This is a genomic window from Brevundimonas sp. G8 (assembly GCF_902506205.1).
In the GTDB taxonomy this organism is placed as follows: domain Bacteria; phylum Pseudomonadota; class Alphaproteobacteria; order Caulobacterales; family Caulobacteraceae; genus Brevundimonas.
Genome location: NZ_LR732816.1, coordinates 2754095 through 2766650, shown reverse-complemented (window position 1 = coordinate 2766650; position 12556 = coordinate 2754095). Strand labels below are relative to the sequence as shown.

The window sequence follows — 12556 nt, the reverse complement described above, 5'->3', positions numbered from 1 at the left end:
GCAACGATTAAGAGCCTGATCGCTTTTTTGACAAACCGCTTCGCGGTTCGGCTGAAGCGTGAATCAGGCTCTCGCTTTTATCTGGAGCCTGATTCACGGCATCAGTGAAGTCGCACAGCGACTTCCCCTCAACCGATCAGGCTCTAGGTCGATTGTTTGCCATTTGGCGAGAAAGCGCCGCCGAAGCCGTTGCTGGACGATCCGTCCTGACCCAGCAACAGGGCCAGCAGCCCCTGGTCCTGCTTCAACCGGTCCATCCGCGCCGCCAGCATCTGGTCCTTGTCGCTCAGATTCGGCACCGCATACTTGGTTTCGCCCGTGCCAGCCGCCGGCGCGCCCTCGCCTGCCGTGCGTTGCAGATTGGCGTGAACCTCGGCGACGGTGGCGGCGCGGCCGCTGCGATAGAAGATGCTGCGGTTGGCCCGAGCGGCGTCAGGGAACAAGGCCACGGCGCTGGCCCCCGGATTGCGATCCATGGCCTGCATCAGGCCCGCCGCTCCTGCAGGCCCCAGGAAGTGGGCGGCATACAGATCGCCGGCCCCCGGCTCCTTGCCGGTGCGCCCCCGCAGATAGGCCGCGTTGGACGCCGTCAGTTCGGCCGCCATGGTCGAGGCGGCTTGGGGGTCGAACCTCAGGTCCAGCACCACGTTGCGCGCCGAACCGTCCACCCGCCAGCGACCGTCGCTGCCCCTTTGGATCAGGTCGGCATACTGGCCATAGCCGTGCTGGGCGCCGTGTTGCTTGACGGTGCCGAGCCAGGTCTGCTCGATGAATTGGAACAGACCGGCCGCCGACGAGGTCGGCGCCTTGGCGGACGGGTTCATGGCGCTTTCGCGACGCGCCGTCTTGATTAGGAAGTCGTAGTCCACGCCCACGGCGTTCGACGCGCGCCGAATGGCCGCCTCTACCCCGCCTGCCGATGGAATCGCTCCGATGCCCATGTGCGGATGGTCGGCGAACGTAGTTAACCAACCCTTAATTCTTAACGCCGCCGTTAACGGATCGACATTGGTCGAACCCCGAAACCTTTGCCGCAAAGCCGCCACAACCTGCGCGCTCAACTTCACCTTACGGGCGCCGCGGGGGTGGTGAACGAGGGAGTGAAGTTATGATGATCCGTGCCGCCGGTGGACCCGGCTTGATCAGCCCCATCGACTTCGGGGAACGCAAGAAACCCATCCCGCGCTGGATGCTGGGCGCCATCGGCGTCTCGGTCGTCCTCCACGTCGCGGCCGGGGTGGTGCTGTATAACCAGCGGTTCGAGCTGAGCGGGATGACGCAACCGGCCGAGCCCGACAAGCCGATCGATGTCTTCTTCCAGACTCCACCCAAGCCCAAGCCGCTTCCGCCCACGGTCACGGCCGCCCCGCCGACGCCGATCCACAAACCGGCGCTGACGGTGCCGATCGATGTGCCGACAATCGCGCTGACCCCGCCGGAAAATCCGACCCATACGGCGCCGCCCGGACAGGTCATCGTCAGCACGGCGCCCACCGGCGTCGAAGGCGGTACGGCCACGGTCGAGACCCCGCCGCGTCCGCCCTCGGTGATCAACAATCCGACCTGGGCCAGCCGCCCGTCGCAGGCGCAGATGGCGCGCGCCTATCCCACCCGCGCGGCGGAAAACGGCACGCCGGGTTCCGCCAGCCTCAGCTGCATCGTGGGCGTGAACGGCGGTCTGACCGGCTGCCGCGTCGTGGGCGAGACCCCCAGCGGCCAAGGCTTCGGCCGCGCCGCCCAGGGTCTGACGCGCGCCTTCCGCATGAACCCGCGCACCGTGGACGGCCGCCCCGTCGACGGCGCCACGGTCAACTTCACCGTCCGCTTCGCGATGGAGGGCTAAAACCGACCGGGGTCGAGGGCGTGGGCGTGCGGCGATGCCGCCCGCCCCTCGATCTCATCGGCGACGACCGCCCCGACCAGCGGCCCCAGCAGCCAGCCGTTGCGACGCGGCGCCAAGGCCATGAACAGACGCTGCCCGCCCGGCACGGCGCCCGCCAGCGGCAGACCGTCCGCCGTCGCGCCGCGCACGCCCGCGCGCCATTCGATGTTTAGAGGCTCCGGCGACCGATCCAGCACGCGCCACACCGCCTGGGTCAGGCGTTCGGACGTCTCCGCATCCGGGACCGTGTCGAGCCGCCCCGGCTCCATCGTCGCCCCGATCACCGCACCCGACGCCATCGGCGTGACATAGGCACCCGGCCCGCGCACGACATGATCCACCAATTCTCGGGCGGCGACGCCGATCTGTCCCCGGATCGGCTGGATGGCGTCGATCAGACCCCGCGCGGCCTCAGGCAGGCCCGAGATCACCTCGCCCACGCCCGTCGCCAGCACCACCGCCTCGGCGTCCAGCATCTGGTCGCCGACAGAGACTCGCCAGCCGTGATCAGTGCGTGCAATCCCCGTCACCCGCCCCACGACAACAGCGTCGCCCAGCGCCTGCCTCAGCGCCGACAGCGCCTGTGCGGGATCAACCTGATAATCCTCGTCGGTCGTGACACAGTCGCCCTCGCGCCTAGCGTCGAAGCCCAGCGCGCGCAGCCTCGCTTCCATCCCGTCCACATCCCCGCCCCGCCATTCGGCCGGCCGGTGCGCCAGAACGATCCCCGCCGCCACCGCGAACGCGGTCCACAGGTCTCGCCCCGCCCGGAACAGCCGGGCGTAATCCGGCGCCACGTCGTCGATGGCCGATTCCATCGCCGGCGCGATCATCCCCGCCGCGATCAGGGAGGCGTTCACCTCGCCCGGATCGACCACCACCACCGCCCGGCCGCGCCGATGCAGTTCGAACGCGGTGCACAGGCCAAGCACGCCGGCGCCGACGATCACGATGGGAGGGCAAGACATCACGGGCCGTCTGATCGACCCGCGACGCCCCTATTGCAAGATGGCTTCAGCCTATTCCGCCGCCATCGAAGCCGCGCCCGCATCGCTCAGGCGCGCGACCAGGGCCGCGTGCTGGTCCCACAGGGCGGTCGGCAGACGGTCGCCGAACTGGTGATAGAAGTCCGGGATCAAGGCCGCCTCCTCGGCCCAGACGCCCGCATCCACATCCAGCAGGATCGACAACTGCGCCGTCGTCAGGTCCAGGCCCGACAAATCCAGCGCCGCCACGGACGGCACTCGCCCGACCGCCGTCTCCACCGCCTCGGCCTCGCCATCGATCCGTTCGCTGATCCACTTCAGCACGCGCGCATTGTCGCCGAATCCGGGCCAGACGAACCGTCCGTCCTGATCCTTCCTGAACCAGTTGACGAAGAAGATGCGCGGCAGTTTCGACGCGTCGCGCCCCTGCCCCATCTTCAGCCAATGCGCGAAATAATCGCCCATGTTGTAGCCGCAGAAGGGCAGCATGGCGAAGGGATCGCGGCGCAGCTCCCCCACCTTGTTCTCCGCCGCCGCCGTGCCTTCGGACGCCACGGTCGAACCCATGAAGACGCCGTGTTCCCAATCGAACGCCTCGGTCACCAGAGGCACCGCGCTGGCGCGACGACCGCCGAACAGTATGGCGTCGATCGGCACGCCCCTGGGGTCTTCCCATTCCGGCGCGATGGCGGGGCATTGGCTGGCGGGTGCGGCGAAGCGGGCGTTGGGATGCGCCGCCGGTTCGCCGGACGCCGGATCGTGCGGCTGGCCCTTCCAGTTCGTCAGGCCTTCCGGCGCCTGTTTCGTCAGCCCCTCCCACCACACGTCGCCATCCGCCGTCAGGGCGGTGTTGGTGAAGATGGTGTTGGTCGCCAGGGTCTCCAGCGCATTGTGGTTGGTGTTGCGGCTGGTGCCGGGCGCGACGCCGAAGAAGCCGGCCTCGGGGTTCACGGCATACAGCCGTCCGTCGTCGCCGAACCGCATCCAGGCGATGTCGTCGCCGATGGTCTCGGCCTTCCAGCCCGGCAGGCTGGATTGCAGCATGGCCAGGTTCGTCTTGCCGCACGCGCTCGGGAAGGCGGCGGCGACATATTTCGCGCGTCCCTTCGGATCGGTCAGCTTCAGGATCAGCATATGCTCGGCCAGCCACCCCTCGTCGCGGGCCATGATCGAGGCGATGCGCAGGGCGTAGCATTTCTTGCCCAGCAGGGCGTTGCCGCCATAGCCCGAGCCATAGGACCAGATCTCCCGCGTCTCCGGGAAATGCACGATCCACTTGTCGTCGTTGCAGGGCCAGGGCACGTCGGCCTGCCCCTGGGCCAACGGCGCGCCCAGCGTATGGACGGCGGGCACGAAGACGCCGCCGTCGCCCAACTGGTCCAGCGCCGGCTTGCCCATGCGGGTCATCACGCCCATCGACAGGGCGACATAGCCGCTGTCGGTGATCTCGACGCCCAGGGCGCTGATGGCCGATCCCAGCGGCCCCATGCAGAAGGGCACGACATACATCGTCCGCCCCGCCATGCAGCCATCGAACAGACCGTCTAGACGCGCGCGCATCTCGATCGGATCGGCCCAGTTGTTGGTGGGCCCGGCGTCGGCCTCGTCGTCCGAACAGATGAACGTCCGGCTCTCAACCCGCGCTACGTCGCGGGGATCGGACGCGGCGTAATAACAGCCCGGCCGCTTGTCCTGATCCAGCGCCCTCAGCGTGCCCTTGGTCAGCAGGTCGGCGGTTATGGCCGCCTTCTCCTCTTGCGACCCGTCGCACCAGTGGACGCGGGCGGGTTTGGTCAGGGCGGCGATCTGCTCGACCCAGGCGACGAGGCCGGCATGGGTGGTCGGCGCCGGATGGAGTCCGGGCGTGGTGGAAATGGGCAAGGGCGTCTCCTGAGCGAACAGGCCCGACGATCTGACGCCGTCGTGACCTTCAGCACGCGACGATCACGCACTGTTACAGGCGAGATGCTCCGGTCTTTCCGCCACGTCAAACCGTGCAAGAAAGCGCCGATGTCCACCGGTGTCCCAGGCAAAAGATCGCAGGCCCAGTCGGCCGCTTCGATGCTAAAAGGACGTGTGCAAACCTTGGATTCCCTCTCCGCCCTACCTGACGGCGCTCTCAGTTCGCCCGCTGCGCGTCGCAACGCGGAGGCGATTCTGCAGGTCCTGCGCGCCCACCTGCCGGCGCGCGGACGCGTGCTTGAGATCGCCTCGGGATCGGGCGAACACGCCACCGCCTTCGCCGCTGCACTGCCCGGCCTGAACTGGACGCCCAGCGATCCCAGCGAACAGGCGCGAGACAGCATCGCCGCCTGGACGCGCCAACTCGCGCTGGCGAACCTGAACCCGCCGCTGGCGCTCGATGCCGCCAATCCGGCGACATGGCCAAAAGGACCTTTCGACGCCCTCTATTGTGCGAACATGACGCACATCAGCCCCTGGTCGGCGACCGAGGGGCTGATGGATTTAGCCGGTCGCGTGCTGCGACGCCCCGGCGGTCTGCTGGCGCTCTACGGCCCCTATCGCGAGGCCGGCGTTGCGCTGGCGGCTTCAAACGCCGCCTTCGACGACAGTCTGAAGGCGCGAAACACTGAATGGGGTCTGCGCGACCGCGAGGCGGTCGAAGCCCTGGCCCGCTCGCATGGCCTTGCGGCCACGTTGCGGGTTCAGATGCCGGCGAACAACCTCATCCTGCTGTTCCGCGCCGTCTGATCAGGCGATCGCGCCGACGATCTTGGACAGTGCGCCGTTGTCGCCCAGCAGCGTCACGGCGCCGTCCTTGAACACTGCGCCATCGGCCTCGGCCGACACGCCGAAGCTTTCGGCCGCCAGGGCCACACCGTCGGCGAAGGCGATGACCGTCAGGCCGTTGGTGCGCGCCAGGTCCAACAGCGACTTGATCGCCGCCAGCGACGCCTCATCCGTCGAACCGCCCGGAACGACCAAGCCCTTCAACCGACCTTCGACGATGTCCTTGGCCGTGGCGGTGGCCAGCACGGTCACGCCGCCGGTGATCAGGCTGGCGTCGCCCGTCGAGATCGGGGCCAGGCCCACGCCTTCCGCCCGCAACGCACCCTCCACGTCGCCCAGCTCGCCGAACGCCATGTCACGCCGCATCACCAGCCCCATGCGCAGACGGGTCGGGACAGGACGGTTGTAACCGGTGCGACGGGGGCCTGCGGAAGATTTGTTTTGAGCGAACAAGACGTCTCCTTGGTATGTTTCAATACTGATCCAGATCCGACAAGCGACGCTGTCGAACCGCCCACGCCATGATCAGAAAAAAGAAAATCGACGGGTCCGACGCATGTCGTCCCGCACTCTGGATCATTTGTGGAATGCTGTCAGATATAGTGGCGATCCCGTCAGGATCAACCTGCCATTTGGAACAGACTGGCCTTCCTGATCCTGAAAACCGCGTCCGGCTTGCTCGCGCGCCCGCCCGGCTCTAGATAGCCGCATCGACTGGACGACGGAATCGCATGGCCTTCACCCGCACCTATGATGGCGACGAACCCGTTCGCGTGAACAAGTGGCTGGGCCAGACCGGCGTCTGTTCGCGGCGCGAGGCCGACACCCTGATCGCCAACGGCCTGGTCTCCATCGACGGCGAAACCATCAGCGATGCGGGCCGCAAGATTCAGCCCGGCGAGACCCTGACCCTGAACGACACCGCCCAGGCGGCCCTGGCGTCGGGCATGACCCTGGTGCTGCACAAGCCGGTCGGTTACGTCTCGGGCCAGCCCGACCCCGGCAAGATTCCCGCCGTGCGCCTGCTGAACAAATCCAACCGCATCGGCGAGGGTGAGATCCCCGCCCGCGACGCCTCCCTGCCCCCCATCGGCCGGCTGGACGAGGATTCTCGCGGCCTCTTGCTGCTGTCGTCCGACGGCGTCGTCGCCAAGGCGGTGATCGGACCCGCGTCGGAGCTCGACAAGGAATATCTGGTCGTCGTCGACGGCTTGATCACCGAGGGCAAGCTCAGCCGCCTGCGGCACGGCATGGAACTGAACGACAAGCCGCTCAAGCCCGCCCGCGTCACCCAGATCGGGCCGCAACGCCTGCGGTTCATCCTGGACGAGGGCAAGTATCGCCAGATCCGCCGCATGTGCGACCTCGTCGGGCTGGAGGTCGTGGACCTGTATCGCATCCGCATCGGCCCGCTGGAACTCGGTGACCTGCCCGAGGGCCGCTGGCGTCACCTGACGAACGAAGAGCGCGCGATGCTGATCGCCCACTCCGCATCCTGAGTTCAGCCCCTAATCCAGGGCTCTGAACCATTGATCCAGCAGTTGCGCCTCGGCGCGGCGCGCCTCGGTGCGTTCGGCGGCCTCGGCGTCCACGCCCCATTGTTCTTCCTGGAACAGCTCGTCGATCCGCGACAGGTCGAACGCCGCGCCGCCGTCCAGCGCGCCCTGCTCCACCGCCAGGGCCAGCACCGCCGACCCCAGCAACGGCACGGCCGTCGCCAACCCCGTCAGGCGAAAGTCGTCCAGCGACAGGGCGTGCGCCTGGACCCGCGCAATGGCGTCCGGCGACTGCGGCCGATGCACGATGCCGGCCACAGGCTCCAGCACCACCCCCATCTCGCGCGCGGCCCAGTCGCGCCACGGCCCCCATTCCCGCGCCTGGCGCTCGACCAGCGGCGTCGGATGTTCGGCCAGGTAGCAGACCACGTCCGACCCGGCGTAGGCGGCGATCTCGTCCGCCACCGGCTCGCGCGCCTGTCCGATCCGGTCGATGGCGGTCGAGGCCAGCCGGGTCGCGGGCATGGTCGAGGGATCGAGGAACTTGCCCTGCGCCGCCCATTCGTCGGCGACCAGCTGAGCTGCGGCCTGCGTCGGCAGGACCAGCGCCGCCTTGTCCGGCGTCTTGGGCGTGCGCCCGTCCAGCAGCACAGCCCAGCCGCCATCGGCATGCGGACCGACGACCGCCTCCTTCCAGAAGCGCGTGATCCGATCCGGCGACTGTTCGACGAAACGCGGGCGATGCGGGGCGGGCTTGTCAGTCATGAAAGGTCCGTTGAAATCAGGCTGGCACGACGTCGAACGCCAGCGTCAGGCGCGACGCCTCGCCGCCGAACGGCTGGGTGCCGTGCCACATATAGGAAGGAAACAGCACCAGCGTGCCCGGCCTGGGCTGCAGGTGATGTTCGGCCGCAAGGGTTGGCAGACCCGGCGGCGCGCCGAATCGCAACCAGCCCTCGCGCCCCTCGCCCGTAACCTCAGGCGGCAGTTCAATATGGCAGGCCGACGACAGCCAGCCGTTCGAATGGATATGGTCGGCGTGAAACCCGTTCGGCCGCAACCGCACCGACCAGCTGCCCTGGATGCGATACGCGCCGGTATTGCGCGCCCTCAGGGGATCGTCGCCCTGGCCCACCGCCGCCATATAGTCGCGGATCGGCTTGTCGATGGCCTGGAAGAAGGCCCGAATGGCTGGATCGTCGCTTTCGCTCAGCGCGGCGGCGGTCTGCGAGCCCCCGCGCAGCGACTGGCCCACCGGATGGGTCTTCAGCGTGTGCAGCTGATGCAGCGCACGCGCCAGATCGACCAGATAGGCCTCCAGCGACGCCCACCCCTGCGGCGCCTCCAGCCGATAGGGACGCACGAAGGCGTCGTAGTCGTACATCCGGCCATAGCGATCATCGCCCAGCATCCGCCAGGCCGTCGCCTGAAAAGCCAGCACATGCTGGTTCAACGGCTCTCGCACACGCAGCGCCTCGATCGGAACCAGCGCCGCCTCGGCCTCGCCCAGGGCCAACAAACATTCGGCTTGGGTCACCATGATCGCCGCGACCTCGCCGCCCGCCAGCGCCGCCGCCCGGTTCGCATGATCCAGCGCCCGGCGCGGATCCAGCGTCAGGCACGCCTGCGCCGCCGCCAGCTCCCCCGGCCCATCCAGCGGCCCAGACACCAGCGTGCGATACGCCCGCTCCGCTTCCCCAGCGTATTCCAGCAGCCGCGCCTTGATCTGACGCGGCATGGGCGCGTCGGACGACGCGGCGATGGCCACGTCCAGCGGCGCGCAGGCGGCCTCGAGATCGGCGTCACGCATCCAGATCAACTGGCTCAGATCCCTCAACGCATCGCCATAGCCGGGCCGTCGCGCCAGCGCCTGACGATAGGCGTCCTCGGCCTCATCGAACCGGCTCTGCGCCTGAAGCGCACGCGCCAGCACCAGCCAGGTTTCCGGCGCATCCCCGCCGATGGCCATGGCTCCGCGACAGGCGGCCTCCGCCTCGGCCCCCCGGCCCAGATCGCCCAGGGCGGAGGCCAGATTGTGCCGCGCCGGCACACTGTGCGGTCGAACCGCGACCAGTCGCTGGGACAGATCCGCGCTGTCCGCCAGACGCCCCGCCCGCTTCAGCAGATCGGCATGCACCGACAGCGCCTGCCACGGCGCATCGGCATTCGCGACCACCGGCGTCAGCACGTCCAACGCCTCATTCAGCCGCCCGACCGCAGCTAAGGCTTTGGCCTGCTCGACCTGTGCCTGCCCGACCGCCGTCACCGGATTCGCTTCACGCCCAGGAAGGGATCGTCCTCCGCCTCGTCCTCCGAGAAGCCGAAGTGGGCGAAGCCGGCCTTCATCTCGGGGCTCAGCGGCGCCGTGACCTTCAGTACGCCGCCGCGCGGGTGGTCCAGTTCGATGCTGCGCGCGTGCAGTTGCAGCTTCAGCGGCCCGGACAGCTCCCTGGACTTCTCGTTGCCGTATTTCGGATCGCCCAGGATCGGGTGGCCGATCCCCGCCATGTGAGCGCGCAACTGGTGGGTCCGTCCGGTGAAGGGCCGCAGCGCCATCCACGACGCCCGGTGCGAGGCGCGGCTGACGGTGCTGAACGCCGTCTCGGCCGGTTCGGCCTTGGGGTCCTTGCGCTCGGCCGGACGCATCATCTCGAAATCGTTGATGCCGGTCTTCTTCAACGGCATGTCGATCTGGCCCGAATAGGGTTTCGGATTGCCGATCACGATGGCCCAATAGGTCTTCTTGGCCTGACGTCGCGCGAAGGCGCCCGCCAGCCGCTTGGCCGCCTCAGGCCCCTTGCCCAGCAACAGGACGCCCGAGGTGTCGCGGTCCAGACGGTGGACCAGACGCGGGCGGTTGACCCCTTCACCCCAGGCCGACAGCAGACGATCGACGTGGCGGCTGGTTTTGGTTCCACCCTGCACCGCCAGGCCGTGCGGCTTGTTGATCGCAATGACCATGTCGTCTTCGTACAGGACCAGCGACTTGACGAACCTAATGTCCTGTTCGGACAGGGTGTGCATGTCCCCGGCCTGACGCGAGGTGTCGTCCGGGATCGGCGGCACGCGCACGGCGGCCCCGGCGGTCAGGCGGCCTTCGGGCTTGATGCGGGCGCCATCGACGCGGATCTGACCGCTGCGCGCCATCTTCTGCACCTGGATATTGGACAGGTGCGGCCAGCGTCGGCGGAACCAGCGGTCCAGACGAATGCCGTCCTCGTCCTCGGCGACATAGATGGTCAGGACTTCGCGCTTCGGGGCGTCCTTTATAGCGTCTTTTTCAGCGTCATGCGGCTCGTCGGCGGGAGAATAGTCGGTCAAAGCGGAGCTCCAAGGGCGCGGCGGGCGATCATCAGGCCGAGGAAAAGGGCCAGGATAGCCAAGACGACCGAGCCGACCACATAGGCGCAGGCCAAACCGATCTGGCGGCGCTCGATCATCTGCACCGCCTCCAGCGAATAGGACGAGAAGGTCGTGAACCCGCCCAGCACGCCGACGGCGGCGAACAGCCTCACCGCCTCGTGCTGCGCCCCGCCCCGGAACGCCAGCCAACCGACCAGCAGGCCCATCATCAGGCCGCCCAGAACGTTGGCCGCGAACGTGCCCAGCGGCCAGCCGGCGTTAGGCGCCAACTGCCCAGCGGCCAACCCCAGGCCATAGCGTGCGACGGAGCCGATGGCCCCGCCTGCCGCGACGAGAAGAAAACGTGTCATCGTGCGGCCTTCTATACGCCGCACGCGCCGAAAGCGATGGTCAGCGCGGGATGGAACCCTGGACCGAGCGCGCATCATAGGCGTTGGGGCGATCCGGCTTCTGGCCCCGACCCAGCACGACTTCCAGCGTGGTCGAAGTCGGCTGCGGACCGCTGAAGTTCAGACCCACGCCCACACCGACGCCGGACGCGGAATAGCCGCCATACCGGCTGCTGCCGCCGCCGATCGAAACGCTGGGCCGAACGCCGCCCGCGCCGCCCGGCCGACCGTCGGTCCAGCTCTGGGTCACCTCGAACCAGTCATAGCCCTGTTCGGTCGTCAGGTCGGCGGCGCGCAACAAGGCCCAGTCGGCGACACGCCCGGCCGCCCCCACGCCGTTATAGCTGACGCGATAGCGGTTGGACTCGATCCTCTGCTCCGAAAACCCCTGCCCGCCCTGTCCCTGCTGGGCGCCATAGGGGGCCAGGCTGGCGCAGGCGCTCAGCGCGAGGGCGGAAAGGCCGGTCAAGGCGATGGCGAGACGCTTCATCATAGGTATCCTTTCAACCACATAGCGTCATAACCGGCACGACGTTCCCTCAAACGCCCAGCAGCAGCGCGGCCAGCGCCAGTCCCGCAGGCAGGGCCTGGATCAGCAGGATCTTTCGACTGACGGTCGCCGCCCCATACAGGCCCGCCACAATGACGCAGGCCAGGAAGAAGACCTTGATCTGAAACCCCGGCTCGGCCAGCCACAGCCCCCAGGCCAGACCGGCGACCAGAAACCCGTTGTAGAGTCCCTGATTGGCGGCCAGCACCTTGGTCAGCTCGGCCTTCTCCACGCTCATGCCGAACGCCTTGCGCCCGCGCGGCGTGGTCCACAGCACCATTTCCAGCACGACGATATAGGCGTGGATCAGGGCGACGATGGCGATCAGGACGGTGGCGACCATAGGGACCTCTCCAGGTTCTAAGATCACTCGACCACGGCCCGATCAGCCCCGCAAGCTCACAGGCCCAGCGCGGTCCGCAGTTTGGCGAAATCCTCGGGCGGCGTCGCCTCGACCGTGGTCGTGCCGCCCTCAGGATGAGGGAAGCTCAGCTTGGCGGCGTGCAGCATCAGGCGCGGCGCTGGCCCGACCGCCGTGGTCAGGGCGCCGCCATACCGCACGTCCCCGATCAACGGCCGACCGATATGGGCCATATGCACCCGCAGCTGGTGCATCCGTCCGGTCAGCGGCTCCAGTTCGACCACCGCCCCCTCCTGTCCCGAGGCCAGAGTCCGGTATTTGCTCTGCGAGCCTTGCGCGCCCGGCGCATCGAAGGCCACGACCCGCATATAGCTTTCGCGGCCGATCTCCTCGCGCCTCAGCGGGGCGTCGATGGTCGCGGACGCCGGTTCGGGCGCGGCCGACAGCAGGGCCAGATACTGTTTCCGAAACCGCCGCATCTGCAGCGCCTTGCCCAAAAAACTCGCCGCCGGCTTGGTCTTTGCCGCCAGGATCACGCCCGAGGTATCGCGGTCCAGCCGATGCACCAGCTCCGGCCGCTTGCCGTTCGACCGCGCGAACGCCCACAGCAGATCGTCCAGCGTATGCGCCTTGATCCGCCCGCCCTGGCTGGACAGGCCCGACGGCTTGGAAAAGGCGATGACATGCGCATCCTCGTGGATTACCCACGAACGGACGGCGGCGATTTCGTCTTGGGACAGGGCGACGGGCTGGCGATCGGTCATCGAGGGCTTCTAGA

General features: G+C 68.0%; 14 protein-coding genes. 3 read left to right on the top strand and 11 right to left on the bottom strand.

From position 1 onward, the window contains the following. Positions 1–143: 143 nt before the first annotated feature. Positions 144–941: a transglycosylase SLT domain-containing protein gene (locus CHRYSEO8AT_RS13320; RefSeq protein ID WP_159850771.1), complete on the bottom strand. Its 798-nt coding sequence runs from the start codon at positions 939–941 to the stop codon at positions 144–146. Positions 942–1108: 167 nt separating this feature from the next. Here CHRYSEO8AT_RS13320 and CHRYSEO8AT_RS13315 point away from each other — a divergent pair, with 167 nt between their 5' ends. Continuing rightward, the gene (locus CHRYSEO8AT_RS13315) at positions 1109–1843 is read left to right on the top strand and encodes a TonB family protein (RefSeq protein WP_159850769.1); all 735 of its coding nucleotides are present in this window, start codon (positions 1109–1111) and stop codon (positions 1841–1843) included. Here CHRYSEO8AT_RS13315 and CHRYSEO8AT_RS13310 read toward each other — a convergent pair. Next, positions 1840–2850, bottom strand: a complete 1011-nt coding sequence (locus CHRYSEO8AT_RS13310) for an FAD-binding oxidoreductase (protein ID WP_201304441.1) — start codon at positions 2848–2850, stop codon at positions 1840–1842. The two genes, CHRYSEO8AT_RS13315 and CHRYSEO8AT_RS13310, sit on opposite strands and share 4 nt — an antisense overlap. Positions 2851–2901: 51 nt before the next feature. Beyond that, a complete protein-coding gene (locus CHRYSEO8AT_RS13305) occupies positions 2902–4749 on the bottom strand; it encodes a phosphoenolpyruvate carboxykinase (GTP) (RefSeq protein ID WP_159850767.1) in 1848 nt (615 codons plus the stop codon). Between the two features lie 195 nt (positions 4750–4944). Here CHRYSEO8AT_RS13305 and CHRYSEO8AT_RS13300 point away from each other — a divergent pair, with 195 nt between their 5' ends. Next, a complete protein-coding gene (locus tag CHRYSEO8AT_RS13300) occupies positions 4945–5580 on the top strand; it encodes a DUF938 domain-containing protein (RefSeq protein WP_201304440.1) in 636 nt (211 codons plus the stop codon). On the opposite strand, the gene CHRYSEO8AT_RS13295 is transcribed toward CHRYSEO8AT_RS13300, so the two are convergent. Continuing rightward, positions 5581–6072, bottom strand: coding sequence for a hypothetical protein (locus CHRYSEO8AT_RS13295; protein WP_236547538.1), 492 nt, complete (start codon positions 6070–6072; stop codon positions 5581–5583). 278 nt (positions 6073–6350) lie between these two features. Between CHRYSEO8AT_RS13295 and CHRYSEO8AT_RS13290 the strand changes: the two genes are divergently transcribed. Beyond that, the gene (locus tag CHRYSEO8AT_RS13290) at positions 6351–7118 is read left to right on the top strand and encodes a pseudouridine synthase (RefSeq protein ID WP_159850763.1); all 768 of its coding nucleotides are present in this window, start codon (positions 6351–6353) and stop codon (positions 7116–7118) included. Positions 7119–7127: 9 nt separating this feature from the next. Here the strand turns inward: CHRYSEO8AT_RS13290 and CHRYSEO8AT_RS13285 are convergent, their stop codons facing one another. Genes CHRYSEO8AT_RS13285 through CHRYSEO8AT_RS13255 form a run of 7 tightly spaced genes read right to left on the bottom strand, consistent with a single transcriptional unit; the run spans position 7128 to position 12542 of the window. Then, positions 7128–7880 (bottom strand): ATP12 family chaperone protein, encoded by a 753-nt coding sequence (locus CHRYSEO8AT_RS13285; RefSeq protein WP_159850761.1) that lies wholly within the window; start codon positions 7878–7880, stop codon positions 7128–7130. Between the two features lie 16 nt (positions 7881–7896). After that, positions 7897–9381: a putative 2OG-Fe(II) oxygenase gene (locus CHRYSEO8AT_RS13280; RefSeq protein ID WP_159850759.1), complete on the bottom strand. Its 1485-nt coding sequence runs from the start codon at positions 9379–9381 to the stop codon at positions 7897–7899. Continuing rightward, positions 9378–10385, bottom strand: a complete 1008-nt coding sequence (locus CHRYSEO8AT_RS13275; RefSeq protein WP_159851745.1) for an RluA family pseudouridine synthase — start codon at positions 10383–10385, stop codon at positions 9378–9380. The genes CHRYSEO8AT_RS13280 and CHRYSEO8AT_RS13275 overlap by 4 nt, the downstream gene beginning before the upstream one ends. Positions 10386–10432: 47 nt before the next feature. Then, a complete protein-coding gene (gene crcB / locus CHRYSEO8AT_RS13270) occupies positions 10433–10828 on the bottom strand; it encodes a fluoride efflux transporter CrcB (protein ID WP_159850757.1) in 396 nt (131 codons plus the stop codon). 40 nt (positions 10829–10868) lie between these two features. Next, positions 10869–11357 carry a hypothetical protein gene (locus CHRYSEO8AT_RS13265; RefSeq protein ID WP_159850755.1) on the bottom strand — a complete coding sequence of 163 codons (489 nt, stop codon included), beginning with the start codon at positions 11355–11357 and terminating at the stop codon, positions 10869–10871. A gap of 49 nt (positions 11358–11406) precedes the next feature. Beyond that, positions 11407–11760: a DUF1304 domain-containing protein gene (locus tag CHRYSEO8AT_RS13260; protein ID WP_159850753.1), complete on the bottom strand. Its 354-nt coding sequence runs from the start codon at positions 11758–11760 to the stop codon at positions 11407–11409. Between the two features lie 56 nt (positions 11761–11816). Next, a complete protein-coding gene (locus CHRYSEO8AT_RS13255) occupies positions 11817–12542 on the bottom strand; it encodes an RluA family pseudouridine synthase (protein WP_159850751.1) in 726 nt (241 codons plus the stop codon). Positions 12543–12556: the final 14 nt, after the last annotated feature.

What these genes read in the sequence shown, in the direction of transcription:
- CHRYSEO8AT_RS13320 (WP_159850771.1), bottom strand. Translation starts at nt 941, where the DNA reads ATGGGCATCGGAGCGATTCCATCGGCAGGCGGGGTAGAGGCGGCCATT.
- CHRYSEO8AT_RS13315 (WP_159850769.1), top strand. Translation starts at nt 1,109, where the DNA reads ATGATGATCCGTGCCGCCGGTGGACCCGGCTTGATCAGCCCCATCGAC.
- CHRYSEO8AT_RS13310 (WP_201304441.1), bottom strand. Translation starts at nt 2,850, where the DNA reads ATGTCTTGCCCTCCCATCGTGATCGTCGGCGCCGGCGTGCTTGGCCTG.
- CHRYSEO8AT_RS13290 (WP_159850763.1), top strand. Translation starts at nt 6,351, where the DNA reads ATGGCCTTCACCCGCACCTATGATGGCGACGAACCCGTTCGCGTGAAC.
- CHRYSEO8AT_RS13285 (WP_159850761.1), bottom strand. Translation starts at nt 7,880, where the DNA reads ATGACTGACAAGCCCGCCCCGCATCGCCCGCGTTTCGTCGAACAGTCG.
- crcB (WP_159850757.1), bottom strand. Translation starts at nt 10,828, where the DNA reads ATGACACGTTTTCTTCTCGTCGCGGCAGGCGGGGCCATCGGCTCCGTC.
- CHRYSEO8AT_RS13265 (WP_159850755.1), bottom strand. Translation starts at nt 11,357, where the DNA reads ATGAAGCGTCTCGCCATCGCCTTGACCGGCCTTTCCGCCCTCGCGCTG.
- CHRYSEO8AT_RS13260 (WP_159850753.1), bottom strand. Translation starts at nt 11,760, where the DNA reads ATGGTCGCCACCGTCCTGATCGCCATCGTCGCCCTGATCCACGCCTAT.
- CHRYSEO8AT_RS13255 (WP_159850751.1), bottom strand. Translation starts at nt 12,542, where the DNA reads ATGACCGATCGCCAGCCCGTCGCCCTGTCCCAAGACGAAATCGCCGCC.